Consider the following 14,729-nt stretch of genomic DNA (forward strand, 5'->3'; position numbering starts at 1 on the left):
CCAATTTTGACGCCTATTTTTCATATTTTTGTTATTCAACAATCGGGCGCGATTGTTGGGCAAGAATTAAAAGGGTGATACATATTAGTCATGTATAATATGTATTGCCCTTTATTTTTTTTACTTTTTACAAATTAGGTCTTGATAACAAAAGCCACGGCACCACTCCTTTTTCCAATTGCTCAATGACCTGCTCTGTTACAATCTCGTAAATGCTTTTTTTCATTTGGTTTCTCCTCCTTTTGATTTGCTTCTTTGTCTTCCGAAACAGATTAGTTCCCAAAAGGGGATTAATTTTTCCCTTTTGGCATGGAGAACGAAAAACATGCATAGGCAATTGGTCAAGGGATTAGCACAAAAAGTTTTTTGATGTTGCGTAGCGTTTTTATTCAAAAAAGTTTTTTGCCCCTTGACTGATTGACTAGCCTTCTTAGCTTCCAGCCGGAAAGGTTCGGGTGTCCTACCGGTTGGAAGTTTAGAAGGATTGCGCTGTTTTACGATTCGGAAGGCAAAAGGGCAAATTAAATCATTAGGAGCAAAGCGACACGATTCCCGGAGTAAACCGGGAATTTTCCTTTTGGTTATGGCTTTTACGATTCTCGGCTCGTGGGGTACGGCCGTTAGGCAAATGGATCAGGAACCTACGGAATGTAGGCGTTAGCCGTACAGTCCGTGGTTATCGATCCATTTAGTGCCACAGCGACACGTTACAGCTTGTTAAAAAGCGTTTTTTGCTTTTTTACAAGCTGTCGTGCTGCCGCCAATAAAAGAATCTTCATCATTTTTCTTTTTTTAAAAATGCCCCCTCTTAAGGCATGCTAAGTCATTCATATCGATTGATTTTCTCCACAAAAAAAGGAGAAGGATTAACCCTTCTCCGTACGCTCTAACTAGAACCGCTCATATTTAATTACTAAATATTTTAAAAATAAAAATTCGAAATTTCGACCCTATTCATTAAATCCTTCTAAACAATCGTCCTTAAGGTGGATTGGAATACTAATAGCTTAACCACATCAGAAGATCGTATCATATTACGGCTATCTAGATGGAGAAAGGAAGTGAAGTGTTAAAACGGCGAAGAAGAAAAAGTGCTCGAGAGGGAGTCCTTTCGAGCACTAATTCATCAAATTTCTGTACTATTTAATTATAGCCATTCATCACGGTGAAATCGAATGAGCAAAGATAACCTAGAATTTGAGGGATTTTTTCAATAAAAATTACCTGATGCACACGAAATTAATAAAAAACTACCTCTTACAGAAGAACAACTTCGAGGAACCTCTGATCGACCTAGCTTTTTGGGACTCTCAAGTTGGCATCTCCACAAAAAAACGCCTTTGAGGCGCAGTTAAGATTAAGGAATTACCAATTTTTCACATGAAATTAACACTCTGTAATTTACTAAAGATTGTTTTTGTAAAACTATACTTTTATGCTTTTGTTAATAAATGAATCAAAAGGAATGAAAGAAAAATAATGATCATGCTTTGACCGATCCCAGTGGATAAACCTGTTATCACCCGAAGTGTATTGTTGCTTGTACGCCATCTTTTCCATTGTGTGTATCCATCGACAACCATAGGTATATTCAGTACCATTCCTAACCAAAACGCTACATGAATATGAAATAATAATAAAGGGATAAGGAACAAATAACCAAGCAGAATGGACATGCAGCGACTGCAAATGGGTAAGTATTTTCCGTTAATGCAAATGGTCCGGTCCTTTCTTCGATGGCATGGGACAAACTGAAGCGTTATGATGTCGTAGAAAAGTTCACGTACCACAATCGAACCCTCCGCAGTCATGTCCGTGTCCACAATTTATCATGTCTCCATCGACGCAATCGATACAATCAATAAAAATACTCCAATCATTATCTTTTTTTTCTATTCTTTTTTTATTTCTCGAATCAATTCTTTTGTTTTTTCTAGAATAATAGATAATCGTATAGATGAGGAAAAGTATCCCAACTGTTAGCAATGAACCTCCCCAAACATATCCATGTTTTTGAAGTAAAATGCCGCCGCTTACGCTTAAAATTAAGCTAAACATGATATTTAGGAAAAACATCTTGTTTCCTTCTTCCTGTTTATCGTCACAATTATTTTAATTTAAAAAAGGGAGTAAGAAAAGACAAACCCGATAGGAATAGGTACTTTTTAACCTCCTGTATTTTTCCAATCGCTGATTCCACTAGAACACGAAAGCTTCCTTAGACTTATTTCCTCTCTTACGACCAAGGAACCTAATTTGTACGGTATACGTATAATTCAAACATCTAAAAAACTCCAACCGCCAGGGGTGGAGTTTTTTATGATTTCGCTAGTTTTAATGATTCTTCAATTTCCTGCATTAATTTATCTGCACCTTCACGAGAAAAGATAAATTTACCGCCAGCGTAGTCGGTATTCCTAATACCCTTGCTCCGCACTTGGTTTTGAGACTTTGACATGGCGAACGAATAGATGTTGATACGTAACAACACTCAAAGCTTGCCAAAAGGAATCGTAGTTTTAAAGAGATATCGCCGTAGGTATTTTGGAAACCACTTTCCGGGTTTTGCTGTGCCCATTCAGTCGATAAATACCTTTTCTCCTCGGAGAAAGTCTCCGAGGGAATTATTGGGGGATTTTTTATTAAAGTAGAAGTCTTTGTAGATAAAGAAAAAACCATCCTTAGAGGTTGTTTCAAGTCTCTTTAGAGGATGGATTTTTTATTTGTATCAGGCTCTTTAGAAATTAGGAAGCATAGCTCCCAACATGCCTATAGCCTCGTTTCTTTGTTTTTCCAAGTATAAAAGGTATTAATTATTGATGAAATAAACCACGTGTATGATACGGCATCATCTGCTAATTTGTTATACATCAGTTTACCTAATCTTTTTTCTACCTCGGAAGCAAACTCTTCAGCCCTTTACTACTGAATGTCCCAAACTGCTGTTAATTTATATGTTTCTCTCCCATCTTTCTTTAATACTTCCAAGCCTTCAAGATGGGAAATGGATATAATCCCACAACCGATATAACCTAGTTTCATAGAACCCACCCTCCTTTAAAAGTTATGATTTACAAATCTAAAGACCATTAAATTTGCATTTCTTTAAAATGGACAACCTCTTCCAGGGTCGGTAATGCCGAAATCGCCCCTACCTTGGTGCAGACCATCGCACCCACTTTATTACTGAAGGATATGATTTTTGTTAGTTGTACGAAGTCATCCAATACTCTTTTTGGATCTCCTTCTTTCACTAACTGGAAAAGCATTGCGCCTATGAATGCATCCCCGGCACCTGTAGAATCAATTGATTCAACCAAAATACTAGGAACCGTTTCCATATGTTGGCCATTAGAGATCAATGTTCCTTTATTCCCTAACGTCACCGCTACTGCTTTTGCTCCCAATTGATGAAGAAATAAGGCTCCATCCGTTAAATTGGTTGTCCCGGAGATAATCTTTAATTCCTCCTCACTGACTTTGACAAAATCAGCAATTGCGATTCCCTTTTTCACTAGGTCTATAAACTCTCCTTTTCTTCCCTTCCAAAGGTCTTGTCTAAAGTTAGGATCAAATGAAATAAATTTACCATCAGCCTTAGTTTCTTGCATCACTTGTAAATAGGTTACTCGAAAAGGATCACCTAATAGAGCAGTGGCTGAACCAAAATGGATAATAGTGGATTCTTTTATTCTTTTTTGATCAAGATCGTTCACCGTCAAATAAGCATCTGCTCCACGGTTAAAAACAAAATCCCTTTCACCATTTGCCTTTAACGAAACGAAAGCTATGGTTGTAGGATGTTCATCATCCATCGCAAGAAGGGAGGTATCGACTTTTACTTTATCTAATGTTTTTTTTAAAAAGTGTCCAAACGGATCATTGCCAACTTTACCACTGAAAGAAGCACTGCCCCCCAATTTCACAATCGTTGCACAAACATTAGCAGGAGCTCCACCTGCCTGTTTTTCAAATTTTCGACCTTCGATTAAATCCATATCCACATCGGTGCAGAAAAAATCGATTAGTAATTCTCCAATACAAATAATCGATGATTTTGTATCCATTTCGTTAAACCTGCCTTTACTCAGTTTTTTCCTTTATAAATCTGACGAAAGTGTCCACTGCTGACGTTCTGAATCCGGATTCACATCATTTAGTTTCAAATTTCCCTCTTTTGATATTTCAAGTGCCTTTCCGTTATGCACAGATGTGATTCTTACAGTTCCATTATCATTTTTTGTAATTATCCAGCGCTGATTATTATAACCAAGGTAGGTGTACAGTTGAATTTTATTTTGCCCTGTATCCAGATCAAGCGCTTTGCCGCCCTCGGTACGTATAGAATATGTACCATACTCATCACCAGTTGGAATTAAGATCCATTTTGTCGCATTTTCTGTATCAGCTACAGTCACGGGCTCACCGTTTTGAGACATAGCAGTATAAATCGCTTTGCCAGTTGATGGATTCGTAAAGCTAGTAACAGTTAATTTAGCTTCTGACAGATTGCTAACATTCACATTTTGATAGGTTGTTTGACCTCCAAATACATTTAAACCAAAATGGCCTTCTGCAAAGGTTCCATCCTGTAAATCGATGATTTTCTGATCATCCACATAAATCTGGATGTGAGGTCCTTTCGCTTCAATTTTCACCTTATATGTCCTTCCAGGTTGAATAAAAGCAGGGACTTTCGCTATTACCATCCGGTCTTCAAAACCACCGTCAATCTTGTAAAAAAGACGAAAAGCCTTCATATTTGGGTCAAGATTGAAGTAGTAGCCATTTCTACCGTCTTCACTTGCCCGGAACAGAATGGAACCTGCTCCTCCATTTTTCCCCAGCGTCATCTCTGCTTCGTAAGTAAAATTTCCTGCAGTTTCCTTGGCGATATAGTTTGCATCACTTATATACGTACCACGGATTCCATTTTCTGTAATAATCCATTGGGAGGCAGAAAGATCTGGTTTCCATCCAGTCAGATTTGTAAAGAATTCACCATCATACACTCTTACAACTACACTTGTAGAAGCCTTACCATCTGGTGTAGAGGCTGTAATTACCGATTCTCCTTTACTTACCGCCTTTATTACTGCTTTGGAGTTTTTAGACGAGTCAACCTTCACCACATTCGAATCACTAGATGTCCATTTAATTGGCTGCGTTCCCTTTCCTTTTCCGTTCTCTACGGAAGCAAACAGATATAGATTATCACCAATATTCATCTCTCTTTGATTTGTATCCATTACAATACTTGTTTCTTCATCTGCTTTTTGATTCCAAATATTTTCTAGTGAATGTACTTTTAATGAAATAACCTTCACTTCTCCTCCCTTTGTGTAGAAGTTCATACTACGCCTTGAAGGATCAGGAAAAATCACATCAGATAAAACAACTTTTCCATCATTTGCAAATACTTCAATGGACGAATCATCAACAAATATATTCATTTTGATCCGTTTATTATCCGGTTTTAAAGGAGCTTCATGCAGAGTGGAAAAAAGACTTGAGAAATCAGTCTCTCCTGACATAGCACGATCGACAAATATTTGATTATCTGCTGGTTTGTATCCAACAACTGTTTTTTGGTCAGTCCCTTCACGAACTTGTAAACCAAATTCTGTTAATTCATTGGAGGAAGAAGGAATTTCAATTTCAGCTTCAATTTCAAAGGCTCCTGAAGAGATTCCTTTCAACAAGTTTGAAAAATTCGACGGATTTACAACCTTATTCTCGGTCTGGAAAATGGTACTACGAATTGTTTGAAGCTCCTTAATTGGGGTTTGTGCAAGTTTTATCCCATCATCTGTTTTCACCAATCTTACTTCTCTTGGAATCGTCAATTCACCCTTCCAGCCCGTTGTTGGGAAAGCGAATGGATAATCCCAGTTGGTCATCCATGCCATCATCACACGGCGGTTATTCGGCATATTGGAGAAGGAGGTAGACGCATAAAACTCCTTTCCGTAATCCGTTTTCAGCACTTTACCCGCAGGATTGTCATTAATGTATTTACCCTCAGAAGTTAAATCACCAATAAAATATTCCGCATCGGATCCTTGCGTCTTTGGATTTGCCCCTGTACTTATCATTAGAACCCATTTTTTCTCTTTTGTACCGTCTACCTGAAGTTCAAAGAGGTCAGGGCATTCCCATACACCGCCACGAACATAATTTCCATAACCAAAATTATCTGTGAGCTTCCAATCAATTAGGTTAGTGGAAGTAAAGAAGCGGATATGATCCCCTCCAGATACAACCATGACCCATCGATTGTTCGCATCATCTCGGACAACTTTAGTATCACGGAAGTCCCAGCCTCCAGGATCTTCTCCATTCTTGCCCGGGTTCTCAATAACAATTGGATGCTCGGTTGAATACTCCCAAGTACGCCCCTGATCAGTACTGTAGGCTAGACCAATACGCTGATTACCATTTGGTTTATCGGGATTAAAGGAAGTGTAGTACGCAATCAGCCCTTTACCACCGGAATTATTGAATAATCCAGAAGCATTATTGGTATCTGCTACAGCAGATCCTGACCATACATGTCCGTTATCATTCCATGGCAAAGCTATTGGGAGGCGTTTCCAATGTACCATATCATTACTTACTGCATGTGCCCAAGTCCCGCCATCTTGATGGAACAAATGATATTCGCCTTCAAAGTATACTAACCCATTCGGATCACTGACAGAGCCTCGAGCTGGAGTATAATGATAATCGGGTCTATATTTTTCATTATAATAGTTCGATGCTGGAACAAGATAAATATCCTGGAAGTAAGCAGAACCGGATGTTACAGTAAATCCTGCAAATCCAGTACTGTAACTCCTATCCGCCACTTTTATAGCTGCCTCAGAATACCCGTCAACATAAAGTTCGATTTGATTGCCGTTTGTTATAATTTCAAGATGATGTTTGGTACCTTCTTGGGTTTTATAGGAGCGTTCGGATGTTTTGAGAACTGTACCATCCGCCTTCTTCAATTGTGCTTTGACAGTACTCCCTTCTTTAATAAGTGCAGCCTGGTAACCTGTTGTTCCTTGATCATTTGTACGAAATAAAAGTGCGGCTTCCGATGAATCTTGATCAAAAGAAACATTTCCTTCTAGTACAAAGTCACTGGCACTCTTATTGAAAACTTGTTTCGCTTTCACACCATCAATAGCAATTCCCTTCAAACCTTTGATCGCTGGTTCCCATCTTCCTTCCTTATATAGGGATGGGCCAAGATTTGTTGAAAGTTCGCTAACTTTTACATTTTGAAATAATGCTGCACCATCCCATACATTAAGACCAAGAAAGCCCTTCTTGTATGTAGAATTCTTAACATCAATAATCGGAGCATACTTATTCTCCCAATAAACTTTGATATTATCGTTTACCACTTTCACCTTTAGATGATAGATTCCACCTTCTTGTACCTTAACTTGGCGTTCCTCTTTTAATTCCCTTTCATCGCGTGCATCACGAAGACGAATGATTCCCGCATTTGGAACGATTTGCAGCAAGTAGGAGTCCCATCCATCTTTATTAGAACGGAATACTAAGGTGGCATCCGCATTTTTGTCTATAATTTTTACATCTGCTTCATATATAAAATTTTCAGATGTAACACCTGATATTGCCATTACATTCTCTTTTGGTTCTGAAGTAAGCAACAGTCCTTGTTCAGTATCTTCTAAGGTGCCTTTCCCTCTAATTAGCCAGTCTGTTAGATTCGTATTTGCTTTGGCTACATTTTTAAAAATGGTCGACCCCTCCCCCATTTCATTTGATTCAGCTGCATTGCCTTTCGCCGGATGAACAAAAACCATTCCCAATGAGGAAGTAACCAGTACAATTGACAAAATTACAGAATTCCATTTTATTAAATTTGGTTTCATCCATTGACCTCGTTTCCAGAATAAAATTGATTTAACAAAACGCATTAACAAAACAAAATTAGGGATTTCCTGTTATTCTTGCAAAATTGAATAATAGTACAGGCATCCCTAAAAGGCTACACATGATAAATTGAACTTAGTTGATAAATAGATAAGGATACTAGGTTTACACTTCCACCTTTTGTATAAATCTCCAATCCATTACTCTCTGGATGAGGGAAGATTAAATCCGTCAGAACCACTTCCCCGTCGTTTGCAAATACCTCCACAGAAGAACGGTCCACTAAAATTCGCATTTTTATTCGATTATCGCTTTTTAATAGTGAGGCACCATGTTTACAAGGAAAATATTTGTTAAAATTCGAAACCCCAGATCGATTACGATCAATAAATAAAAAATTCTTTATAGCATCATAACCGATAGTGGTTTCTTCATCAGCCGATTTTCTAATTTTAAAACCAAATTCTGTTGCGGATTGAAACTCGAATTCAGCGATAATATCTACCTGATCACCTGAAACATCAGCCAATATATTTTCCTCTGGCTCGAAGGTAATATTATCCCAGGATTGTTTTTCTCCACGAATTGACTCAAACTCAGCCACTGGAGTTTGAACCAATCTTACTCCATCAGATGTTTCTTTTAATGTTAATTCCCTAGGAAGTGTCATAGCACTTCTCCAATCAATGGTTGGAGTTTCATTTGCATATTTCCAATTACTCATCCAACCAATAAAAATCCGCCGTCCATCTTCTTTTAAGATATCTGACCATGTAACGCCGGCATAATTATCTCTTCCGTGGTCTAGCCAGAGTACTGTTTCATCTGAGTTCTCATTGGTAAACGAGACACCATCAAATTGACCAATAAAGTACTGAGTTCTAGAACCCTCGACATAAGCGGAATCATTGCCAATACTAACAATCATAACCCACTTGTTTGAATTTAAATCTCCATCAACTGGTAATTTAAAAATGTCAGGACACTCCCAGACACCAGCATGTGAACCAGACTCTGCACCAAATTCACTTGTAAACTCCCAAGACATTAGGTTATGTGAGGTATAAAACCGAATATGGTTCCCCGCAGCAAGAATCATAACCCATCTATTCGTTTCTTCATGCCAAAATACTTTCGGATCACGAAAATCAGTTATGGAGTCCTCTACTAATACGGGATTTCCTTCATATTTAATCCAAGTACGTCCATAATCAGTACTGTATGCAAGACTTTGTCTCTGTCTTGGACGGCCCGATTCCGGATATTGATCAGCATGCGTAAAAATCGCTACAAGACCAGAGGCACCATTAAAAAATCCTGTTGAATCTTTCCAATCGACCACTACGCAACCGGAAAATATATCTCCATGCTCATCAGGTGCCAAGGCGATGGGAAGATGATCCCAATGAATTAAATCCTTGCTTACAGCATGTCCCCAATGCATCGGGCCCCATGTCGTACCATAAGGATGGTGCTGATAAAACAGATGGTACTCTCCGGCATAATAGACCATTCCATTTGGATCATTCATCCAATTCGATTCCGGTGAAAAGTGAAACTGCGGACGAAACTTTTCTTTCACATTAATTTGATTCATTTGATTCGGTTCTCCTTTTAAATACAAATCTTATTTTTTTAGAAAAATAAGCCGATCAGAAACGAAATTCTGTTTCGGCTTAAATAGTATCAATTCATTTTTACGAGATTCCTAACCTATTCTCCGGCATTATATTTATCTAATGCTTTTTGTTTAATATCAAGGAATTTAGGCAACCCGCTTTTGTCTAATTGTTTTAAGTAAGCATCCCATTGTTTATCAATTCCACCTTTTAGGATCCATTCCGCTTTCTTTCTTTCAACAAATGGTTTAATCACTGAATCGAGTTGTGTTAATTGATCTTGTTCCTCTTTATTTAAGAAAATCGGAGGATAGTTATAGGTAGCTTTCATATATGGAACATATATTTTATGCAAAACATTTAATCTCCAAGCAGCATCATCTGGCATTGTCGTTACTTTTCCATAGTAATCATCCAAGACAGCCAAAGGTCCATCAACATTGGTCTTCTGCCTTAAATCCCAAGGAGAGGTGTTTCCAAGTGGTAAATGTTTTAGTGAACCATTACCAGTTAGCTCAAAAATGTTTTGCTGTTTTTTATCTCCATAAGTTCCCCAGTTATTTTGTACAGATTGAATCGGTTCATAAGCTTTATCAATCCACTTAGCTGTTAGTTCAAGATTCTTATTTGCACTCGTAATGACCATTCTACCTCTATCAAAACCATACCCATTTGTCCGTGCTACATAAATTCGTCCGTCTGGTCCTTTTAATGGAGGCAGTGGAACGTAATCTTCATTATTTCCAGAAATATTGGCTCGGTCCCAAGTAAAGTATAGTCCATAGCGTCCGTTCTTCCCTTTTGCTACATACGTATTCCAATCTTGTGTAAAGGCCTCCTTATCGATTAAGCCTTCCTGTTGCAGCTGGTGAAGCCATTCAATTCCTTTTTTATATCCCTCTTGATTGGCTGTATATACAACTTTCTTATCTTCTGATACCACATAATGATCCGAGTTATCCCCTAACCCAAAGGCACCTAAGAGCATTGCTGGATCTTCCCCGCCATGGTTGATCATGAATGACATAGGAATGATGTCTGTTCTTCCCTCTGGTTTCTTTTCTTTAAAAGCAATTAACACCTTTTCTAATTCCTCGGTGGTTGTCGGCATCTTTAATCCTAACTCATCTAGCCATTTCTTATTAATCCATGGAATGTCATCTAACGCTTGAATCGCCTCTTTTCCTTTTCCAAGCTCCTCAATCCATGGGAAGGAATAAATGTGCCCATCAGACGCAGTAATTAATTTTCTATATTCCGGACGGGCATCCAGGACTTTCTTTAAATTAGGCATATATTTATCTATTAGATCTTCAACCGGAACAATAACTCCTTGTTTTGCATATCTCAAGATATCATTATCACTTAAGCCAGCATGAAAAACTGCATCCGGCAAATCTCCACTTGCAAGTTCTAAATTCCGTTTATCCGCAAATTGCTCCCAAGGATAATTCGTCCAATCGATATGAACATTTGTATCTTTTTCTACCCTTTGCCAGATTAATTTATCATTTGGGTCCTTTGGTGCAATTGGCGAGCTTTGTGTTAAGAATTTTAAAGTTACCTTTTTGTCTAATGGAAATTTCATAGCTTTCAGTTCATATTTTGGAGATGAATTATCCCCTTCTGCCTTATTCCCCGAACTGGCGGAATTCGTACAACCTGAAGCTAGTAAACTTGTAAGGAGTGCTGCTGTTACTAAAAACCTCATTTTTCTCTTTTTCTTCATTTTCTCTTAACCCCCTTTAGTTGTCTTTGTTCATTTTTTATCCCTTAATTGACCCCACCATTACTCCCTTTTCAAAGTACTTTTGGAAGAATGGATAGATGATAATTAGTGGCAAACTGGAAATTACAATACAAGAGTACTTGACCATTTCAGCTATTTGCTGTAACTGTGCTGTATTTTGAGCGTCTTGGATCATTCCTGGTCTAGGTTGCATTTGAACTAGGATTGAACGAAGGACAATCTGTAAGGGCTGCAAGTTATCACTTTTCAGGTAGATCATAGCATCAAAATACGAATTCCATTGTGCCACAAATTGGTATAATACTAATACGGCTATGATAGGTTTACTTAATGGAAGTAAAATTTTAAAGAAAAACTGGATTTCAGATGTTCCGTCCACCATTGCTGCTTCCCGTAATTCATTAGGAACTCCTTGAAAATAAGCTCTTGCTAAAATGATGTTCCATACATTTACAGCACCTGGTAATAAAATGGCCCAAATAGTGTCTAGCATATTTAGGTTTTTTACTAGAAGATATGTTGGAATTAATCCCCCACCAAAAAACATCGTAATGATAAAGAGGGTCATAATCACTTTTCTGCCAACAAAATCCTTCCTCGATAATGGATAAGCAGCGAACAACGTGATCGTAACTGAAATAATAGAAAAAGCTGTTGAATAAAAGAGCGAATTCCTAAAGCCGATTAATATTGATCCATCTTTAAACAATCGTGAATATCCCTGAAGTGTCCATTTAGCTGGATTAAGAGTGATTCCACTGTTTAATAATGTAGCTGGGTCTGTAAACGATGCCATAATGACATAAATTAATGGGATTAAAATAGCAAGCACAACAAATGTCAAAATGATTCCGTTTGTCGTTAGGATTACTTTATCAACCCTCGTTTGATGCTTGAACATTTTATTCACCTCCATCCATTAGATTTATATACCTTCTCCTTCGTTTAACCGTTTTACTATTTGGTTCACACTGATCAGTAAGATTACATTGATCAATGCGTTGAAGAGTCCTATTGCTGTTGAGTAACCATAATCCCCCATTTGCAAGCCAATTTTATATACATAGGTTGGCAATATTTCAGATGCAGGAAGGTTCATCGAGGTTTGCAATAAATAGGCTTTTTCAAAACCAATGCTCATGATATTCCCGGCAGCTAAAATAAATTGAATCACCATAATCGGTTTAATGGTTGGCAAATCAATATGAAATATTTGCTGTAAAATATTCGCTCCGTCTATTTTCGCTGCATCAATGAGGTCTTGGCTTACATTGGAAAGCGCAGCTAAGTAAACAACAGAGGCCCATCCAGAAAATTGCCAAATATCACTAATAATATAAAGGGTCCTGAAATAACCAGGTTCTGTCATGAAGGAGATGCTCTCTCCACCAAAAAAAGTGATTAAACGGTTAATTGGTCCAACGGGAGATAGAAAGATAAACACGATACCGACGACAACTACCACTGAGATAAAATTTGGTGCATATAATATCAATTGGATATTTTTCTTAATAGCTACTCTTTTAATTCGATGCATCATAAGTGCTAGAATAATCGGTACTGGAAAGCCAAAAATTAATCCAAATGCACTCAGTTTTAAAGTGTTCTTTAATAGATTCATAAAATCGGGAGTGCTCATAAACTTCTCAAAATTCTTAAACCCAATCCACGGGCTTCCCATAATTCCTTGCAATGGATTAAAATCCTTGAATGCAATAATGGCACCGTACATCGGTACGTATTTAAAAATAATAAGTAGGATCAATGCGGGAAGAACAAGAAGGTATAATTGATAATTGTTCTTTATATACTTTAAGTTTTTCGACATCTTACTTCCTACTTTTGCTTTCCTAACTTCGTTTGGACGCTTCTCTAATTTTTCGTATACCTGTTCCACAATGCTTCCTCCTCTCTTGATTTATTTCTTCTGGCTTTACTTTAACAAAGAGACTGAAAAGAATATTTCAATTTTTTTGGTTTGGAGCATTTAATATTTTCGGCATTTGAAATCGTTTTCACCCTTTATACAACAAGCTTGATATGCATGCGGCCATAGTGAAGCTATTTTTAAGGATAAAAAAATCCCCTAGTCTTTAACTAGAGGATTTCATTTTTATGGCTTCTGTATTTGTTTTAAACCTATGTTAATTTTCTCCACTGCTTCCTTTGCAGCAACTCCTACATCATATCCACCAAGACCAACTTCTTCAAATAAGGTCTTTATTGCGTCACTGATTACAGGATATGCGGGAGTAATAGGGCGATTTTTTGAAAATTTTTGTGCTTGCTGTAAGAAAATATTTTTAGGATATTGATTAAATTCAGGAAAATCTTTAGCTACAGAGTATCTGGCAGGTATGTCACCAGTTTCTTTCACATATGTTTTGATCCCTTCATAACTCGTAACATACTTGATAAACTCCCATGCTTCTTTTGAATATTTTGTCTTGGAGGAGATCCCGAGTGCCCATCCTCCATTTGGAACGACCTGAAACCTTTCCCTAGGCAATGGGGCAACTCCTACATCTCTCCCTAACTTAAATGTAGAATCATTATTCTCCAGTTCTGCTAATGTCCAAGAGCCAAGGACAGTCATCGCGACTTTACCCGATACAAATGGGTCTGGTGGCAATTCATAAGCTGCAACTTTATCTTTCTGGTATAAATCCTGGTAAAATTGCAATGCCTTTAATGCCTCTTTTGAATCCAAATATCCACTTGCGGTTGATCCATCTGGACTTAAAACATCCGCCCCAAACTGCCATAAAAGCGGCATTTTAAAATAGGCAGGAGACTCGCCATCATTAAACCCTTGTGCGGGATCAATTCCATACACTCCCTTTTTTGGTTTGGTAAGTTTTTTGGCAATCTTTAGCACTTCCTCCCATGTCATTGGTTCATTGGGGTCTCCAGAAGGAAATGGGATACCTGCATTCTTAAAAAGGTGCTTATTATAAAATAGGGCTATACTGGATTCAACAATTGGGGCCAAGTAAATTTTATTCTGAAAACTCATTCCTTTTAGTGTCGATTCGGGGATGTCTTCAATCTTTCCCTCTTTTCTCATATAGGAATCGATTGATAATAATGAACCTGTATTGGCATAAAGGGCCAAGGTTGGACTGTCAATCGTCATAATATCGGGAGGGTTTCCAGTAGCTAGCTCGGTTCTCAGCCTTACTTCATAATCACCATATGGGAATGACCTCATATGAACTTTTATATTAGGATTGACTGCTTCAAAAGAAGAAACTAATTCTTCATATGCTTTATTTTCCGCTGCGTTTCCGTTATTACGCCAGAAGGTCAGATGGATTTGATTCGTTTTATTTGTTTTTTTACCATGTCCAGCTTTACTTTTTGAGAATGTATCCAAAAAAGATAGCGCATACAGGAAACTGCCTATAAGTATGAAGGCAAAAATAATCAAAAATATCCACTTTTTCATTTACATACCCTCATCTTCC

10 protein-coding genes are annotated in these 14,729 nt (G+C 37.7%); all 10 read right to left on the bottom strand.

Translation table 11 applies throughout. The features are described 5' to 3' along the window. Positions 1 to 127: 127 nt before the first annotated feature. Positions 128 to 226: an ArdC family protein gene (locus E2K98_RS31860; RefSeq protein ID WP_165976403.1), complete on the bottom strand. Its 99-nt coding sequence runs from the start codon at positions 224 to 226 to the stop codon at positions 128 to 130. A gap of 1,207 nt (positions 227 to 1,433) precedes the next feature. Then, positions 1,434 to 1,790 (bottom strand): DUF2085 domain-containing protein, encoded by a 357-nt coding sequence (locus E2K98_RS27295; RefSeq protein WP_235824948.1) that lies wholly within the window; start codon positions 1,788 to 1,790, stop codon positions 1,434 to 1,436. Beyond that, entirely contained in the window at positions 1,780 to 2,076 is a 297-nt protein-coding gene (locus E2K98_RS31290) for a hypothetical protein (RefSeq protein WP_165976404.1), read from the bottom strand. Before E2K98_RS31290 ends, E2K98_RS27295 begins: the two co-directional genes overlap by 11 nt. Before the next feature lie 1,013 nt (positions 2,077 to 3,089). Then, positions 3,090 to 4,067 carry a carbohydrate kinase family protein gene (locus tag E2K98_RS27300; protein ID WP_133339760.1) on the bottom strand — a complete coding sequence of 326 codons (978 nt, stop codon included), beginning with the start codon at positions 4,065 to 4,067 and terminating at the stop codon, positions 3,090 to 3,092. A gap of 33 nt (positions 4,068 to 4,100) precedes the next feature. Further along, the gene (locus E2K98_RS27305; protein ID WP_208025434.1) at positions 4,101 to 7,892 is read right to left on the bottom strand and encodes a GH32 C-terminal domain-containing protein; all 3,792 of its coding nucleotides are present in this window, start codon (positions 7,890 to 7,892) and stop codon (positions 4,101 to 4,103) included. 116 nt (positions 7,893 to 8,008) lie between these two features. After that, the gene (locus tag E2K98_RS27310; protein WP_133339762.1) at positions 8,009 to 9,490 is read right to left on the bottom strand and encodes a glycoside hydrolase family 32 protein; all 1,482 of its coding nucleotides are present in this window, start codon (positions 9,488 to 9,490) and stop codon (positions 8,009 to 8,011) included. A 116-nt stretch (positions 9,491 to 9,606) separates the two neighbouring features. After that, positions 9,607 to 11,241: an ABC transporter substrate-binding protein gene (locus tag E2K98_RS27315; protein WP_133339764.1), complete on the bottom strand. Its 1,635-nt coding sequence runs from the start codon at positions 11,239 to 11,241 to the stop codon at positions 9,607 to 9,609. A 37-nt stretch (positions 11,242 to 11,278) separates the two neighbouring features. Continuing rightward, positions 11,279 to 12,163 (bottom strand): carbohydrate ABC transporter permease, encoded by an 885-nt coding sequence (locus E2K98_RS27320; RefSeq protein ID WP_208025435.1) that lies wholly within the window; start codon positions 12,161 to 12,163, stop codon positions 11,279 to 11,281. 24 nt (positions 12,164 to 12,187) lie between these two features. Continuing rightward, entirely contained in the window at positions 12,188 to 13,090 is a 903-nt protein-coding gene (locus tag E2K98_RS27325) for an ABC transporter permease (protein WP_133339817.1), read from the bottom strand. 285 nt (positions 13,091 to 13,375) lie between these two features. Beyond that, entirely contained in the window at positions 13,376 to 14,710 is a 1,335-nt protein-coding gene (locus tag E2K98_RS27330; protein ID WP_133339768.1) for an ABC transporter substrate-binding protein, read from the bottom strand. Between the last annotated feature and the right edge of the window lie 19 nt (positions 14,711 to 14,729).

The organism is Bacillus salipaludis, from assembly GCF_004358205.1.

What these genes read in the sequence shown, in the direction of transcription:
- E2K98_RS31860 (WP_165976403.1), bottom strand. Translation starts at nt 226, where the DNA reads ATGAAAAAAAGCATTTACGAGATTGTAACAGAGCAGGTCATTGAGCAA.
- E2K98_RS31290 (WP_165976404.1), bottom strand. Translation starts at nt 2,076, where the DNA reads ATGTTTTTCCTAAATATCATGTTTAGCTTAATTTTAAGCGTAAGCGGC.
- E2K98_RS27300 (WP_133339760.1), bottom strand. Translation starts at nt 4,067, where the DNA reads ATGGATACAAAATCATCGATTATTTGTATTGGAGAATTACTAATCGAT.
- E2K98_RS27305 (WP_208025434.1), bottom strand. Translation starts at nt 7,892, where the DNA reads ATGAAACCAAATTTAATAAAATGGAATTCTGTAATTTTGTCAATTGTA.
- E2K98_RS27310 (WP_133339762.1), bottom strand. Translation starts at nt 9,490, where the DNA reads ATGAATCAAATTAATGTGAAAGAAAAGTTTCGTCCGCAGTTTCACTTT.
- E2K98_RS27315 (WP_133339764.1), bottom strand. Translation starts at nt 11,241, where the DNA reads ATGAAGAAAAAGAGAAAAATGAGGTTTTTAGTAACAGCAGCACTCCTT.
- E2K98_RS27320 (WP_208025435.1), bottom strand. Translation starts at nt 12,163, where the DNA reads ATGTTCAAGCATCAAACGAGGGTTGATAAAGTAATCCTAACGACAAAC.
- E2K98_RS27325 (WP_133339817.1), bottom strand. Translation starts at nt 13,090, where the DNA reads ATGTCGAAAAACTTAAAGTATATAAAGAACAATTATCAATTATACCTT.
- E2K98_RS27330 (WP_133339768.1), bottom strand. Translation starts at nt 14,710, where the DNA reads ATGAAAAAGTGGATATTTTTGATTATTTTTGCCTTCATACTTATAGGC.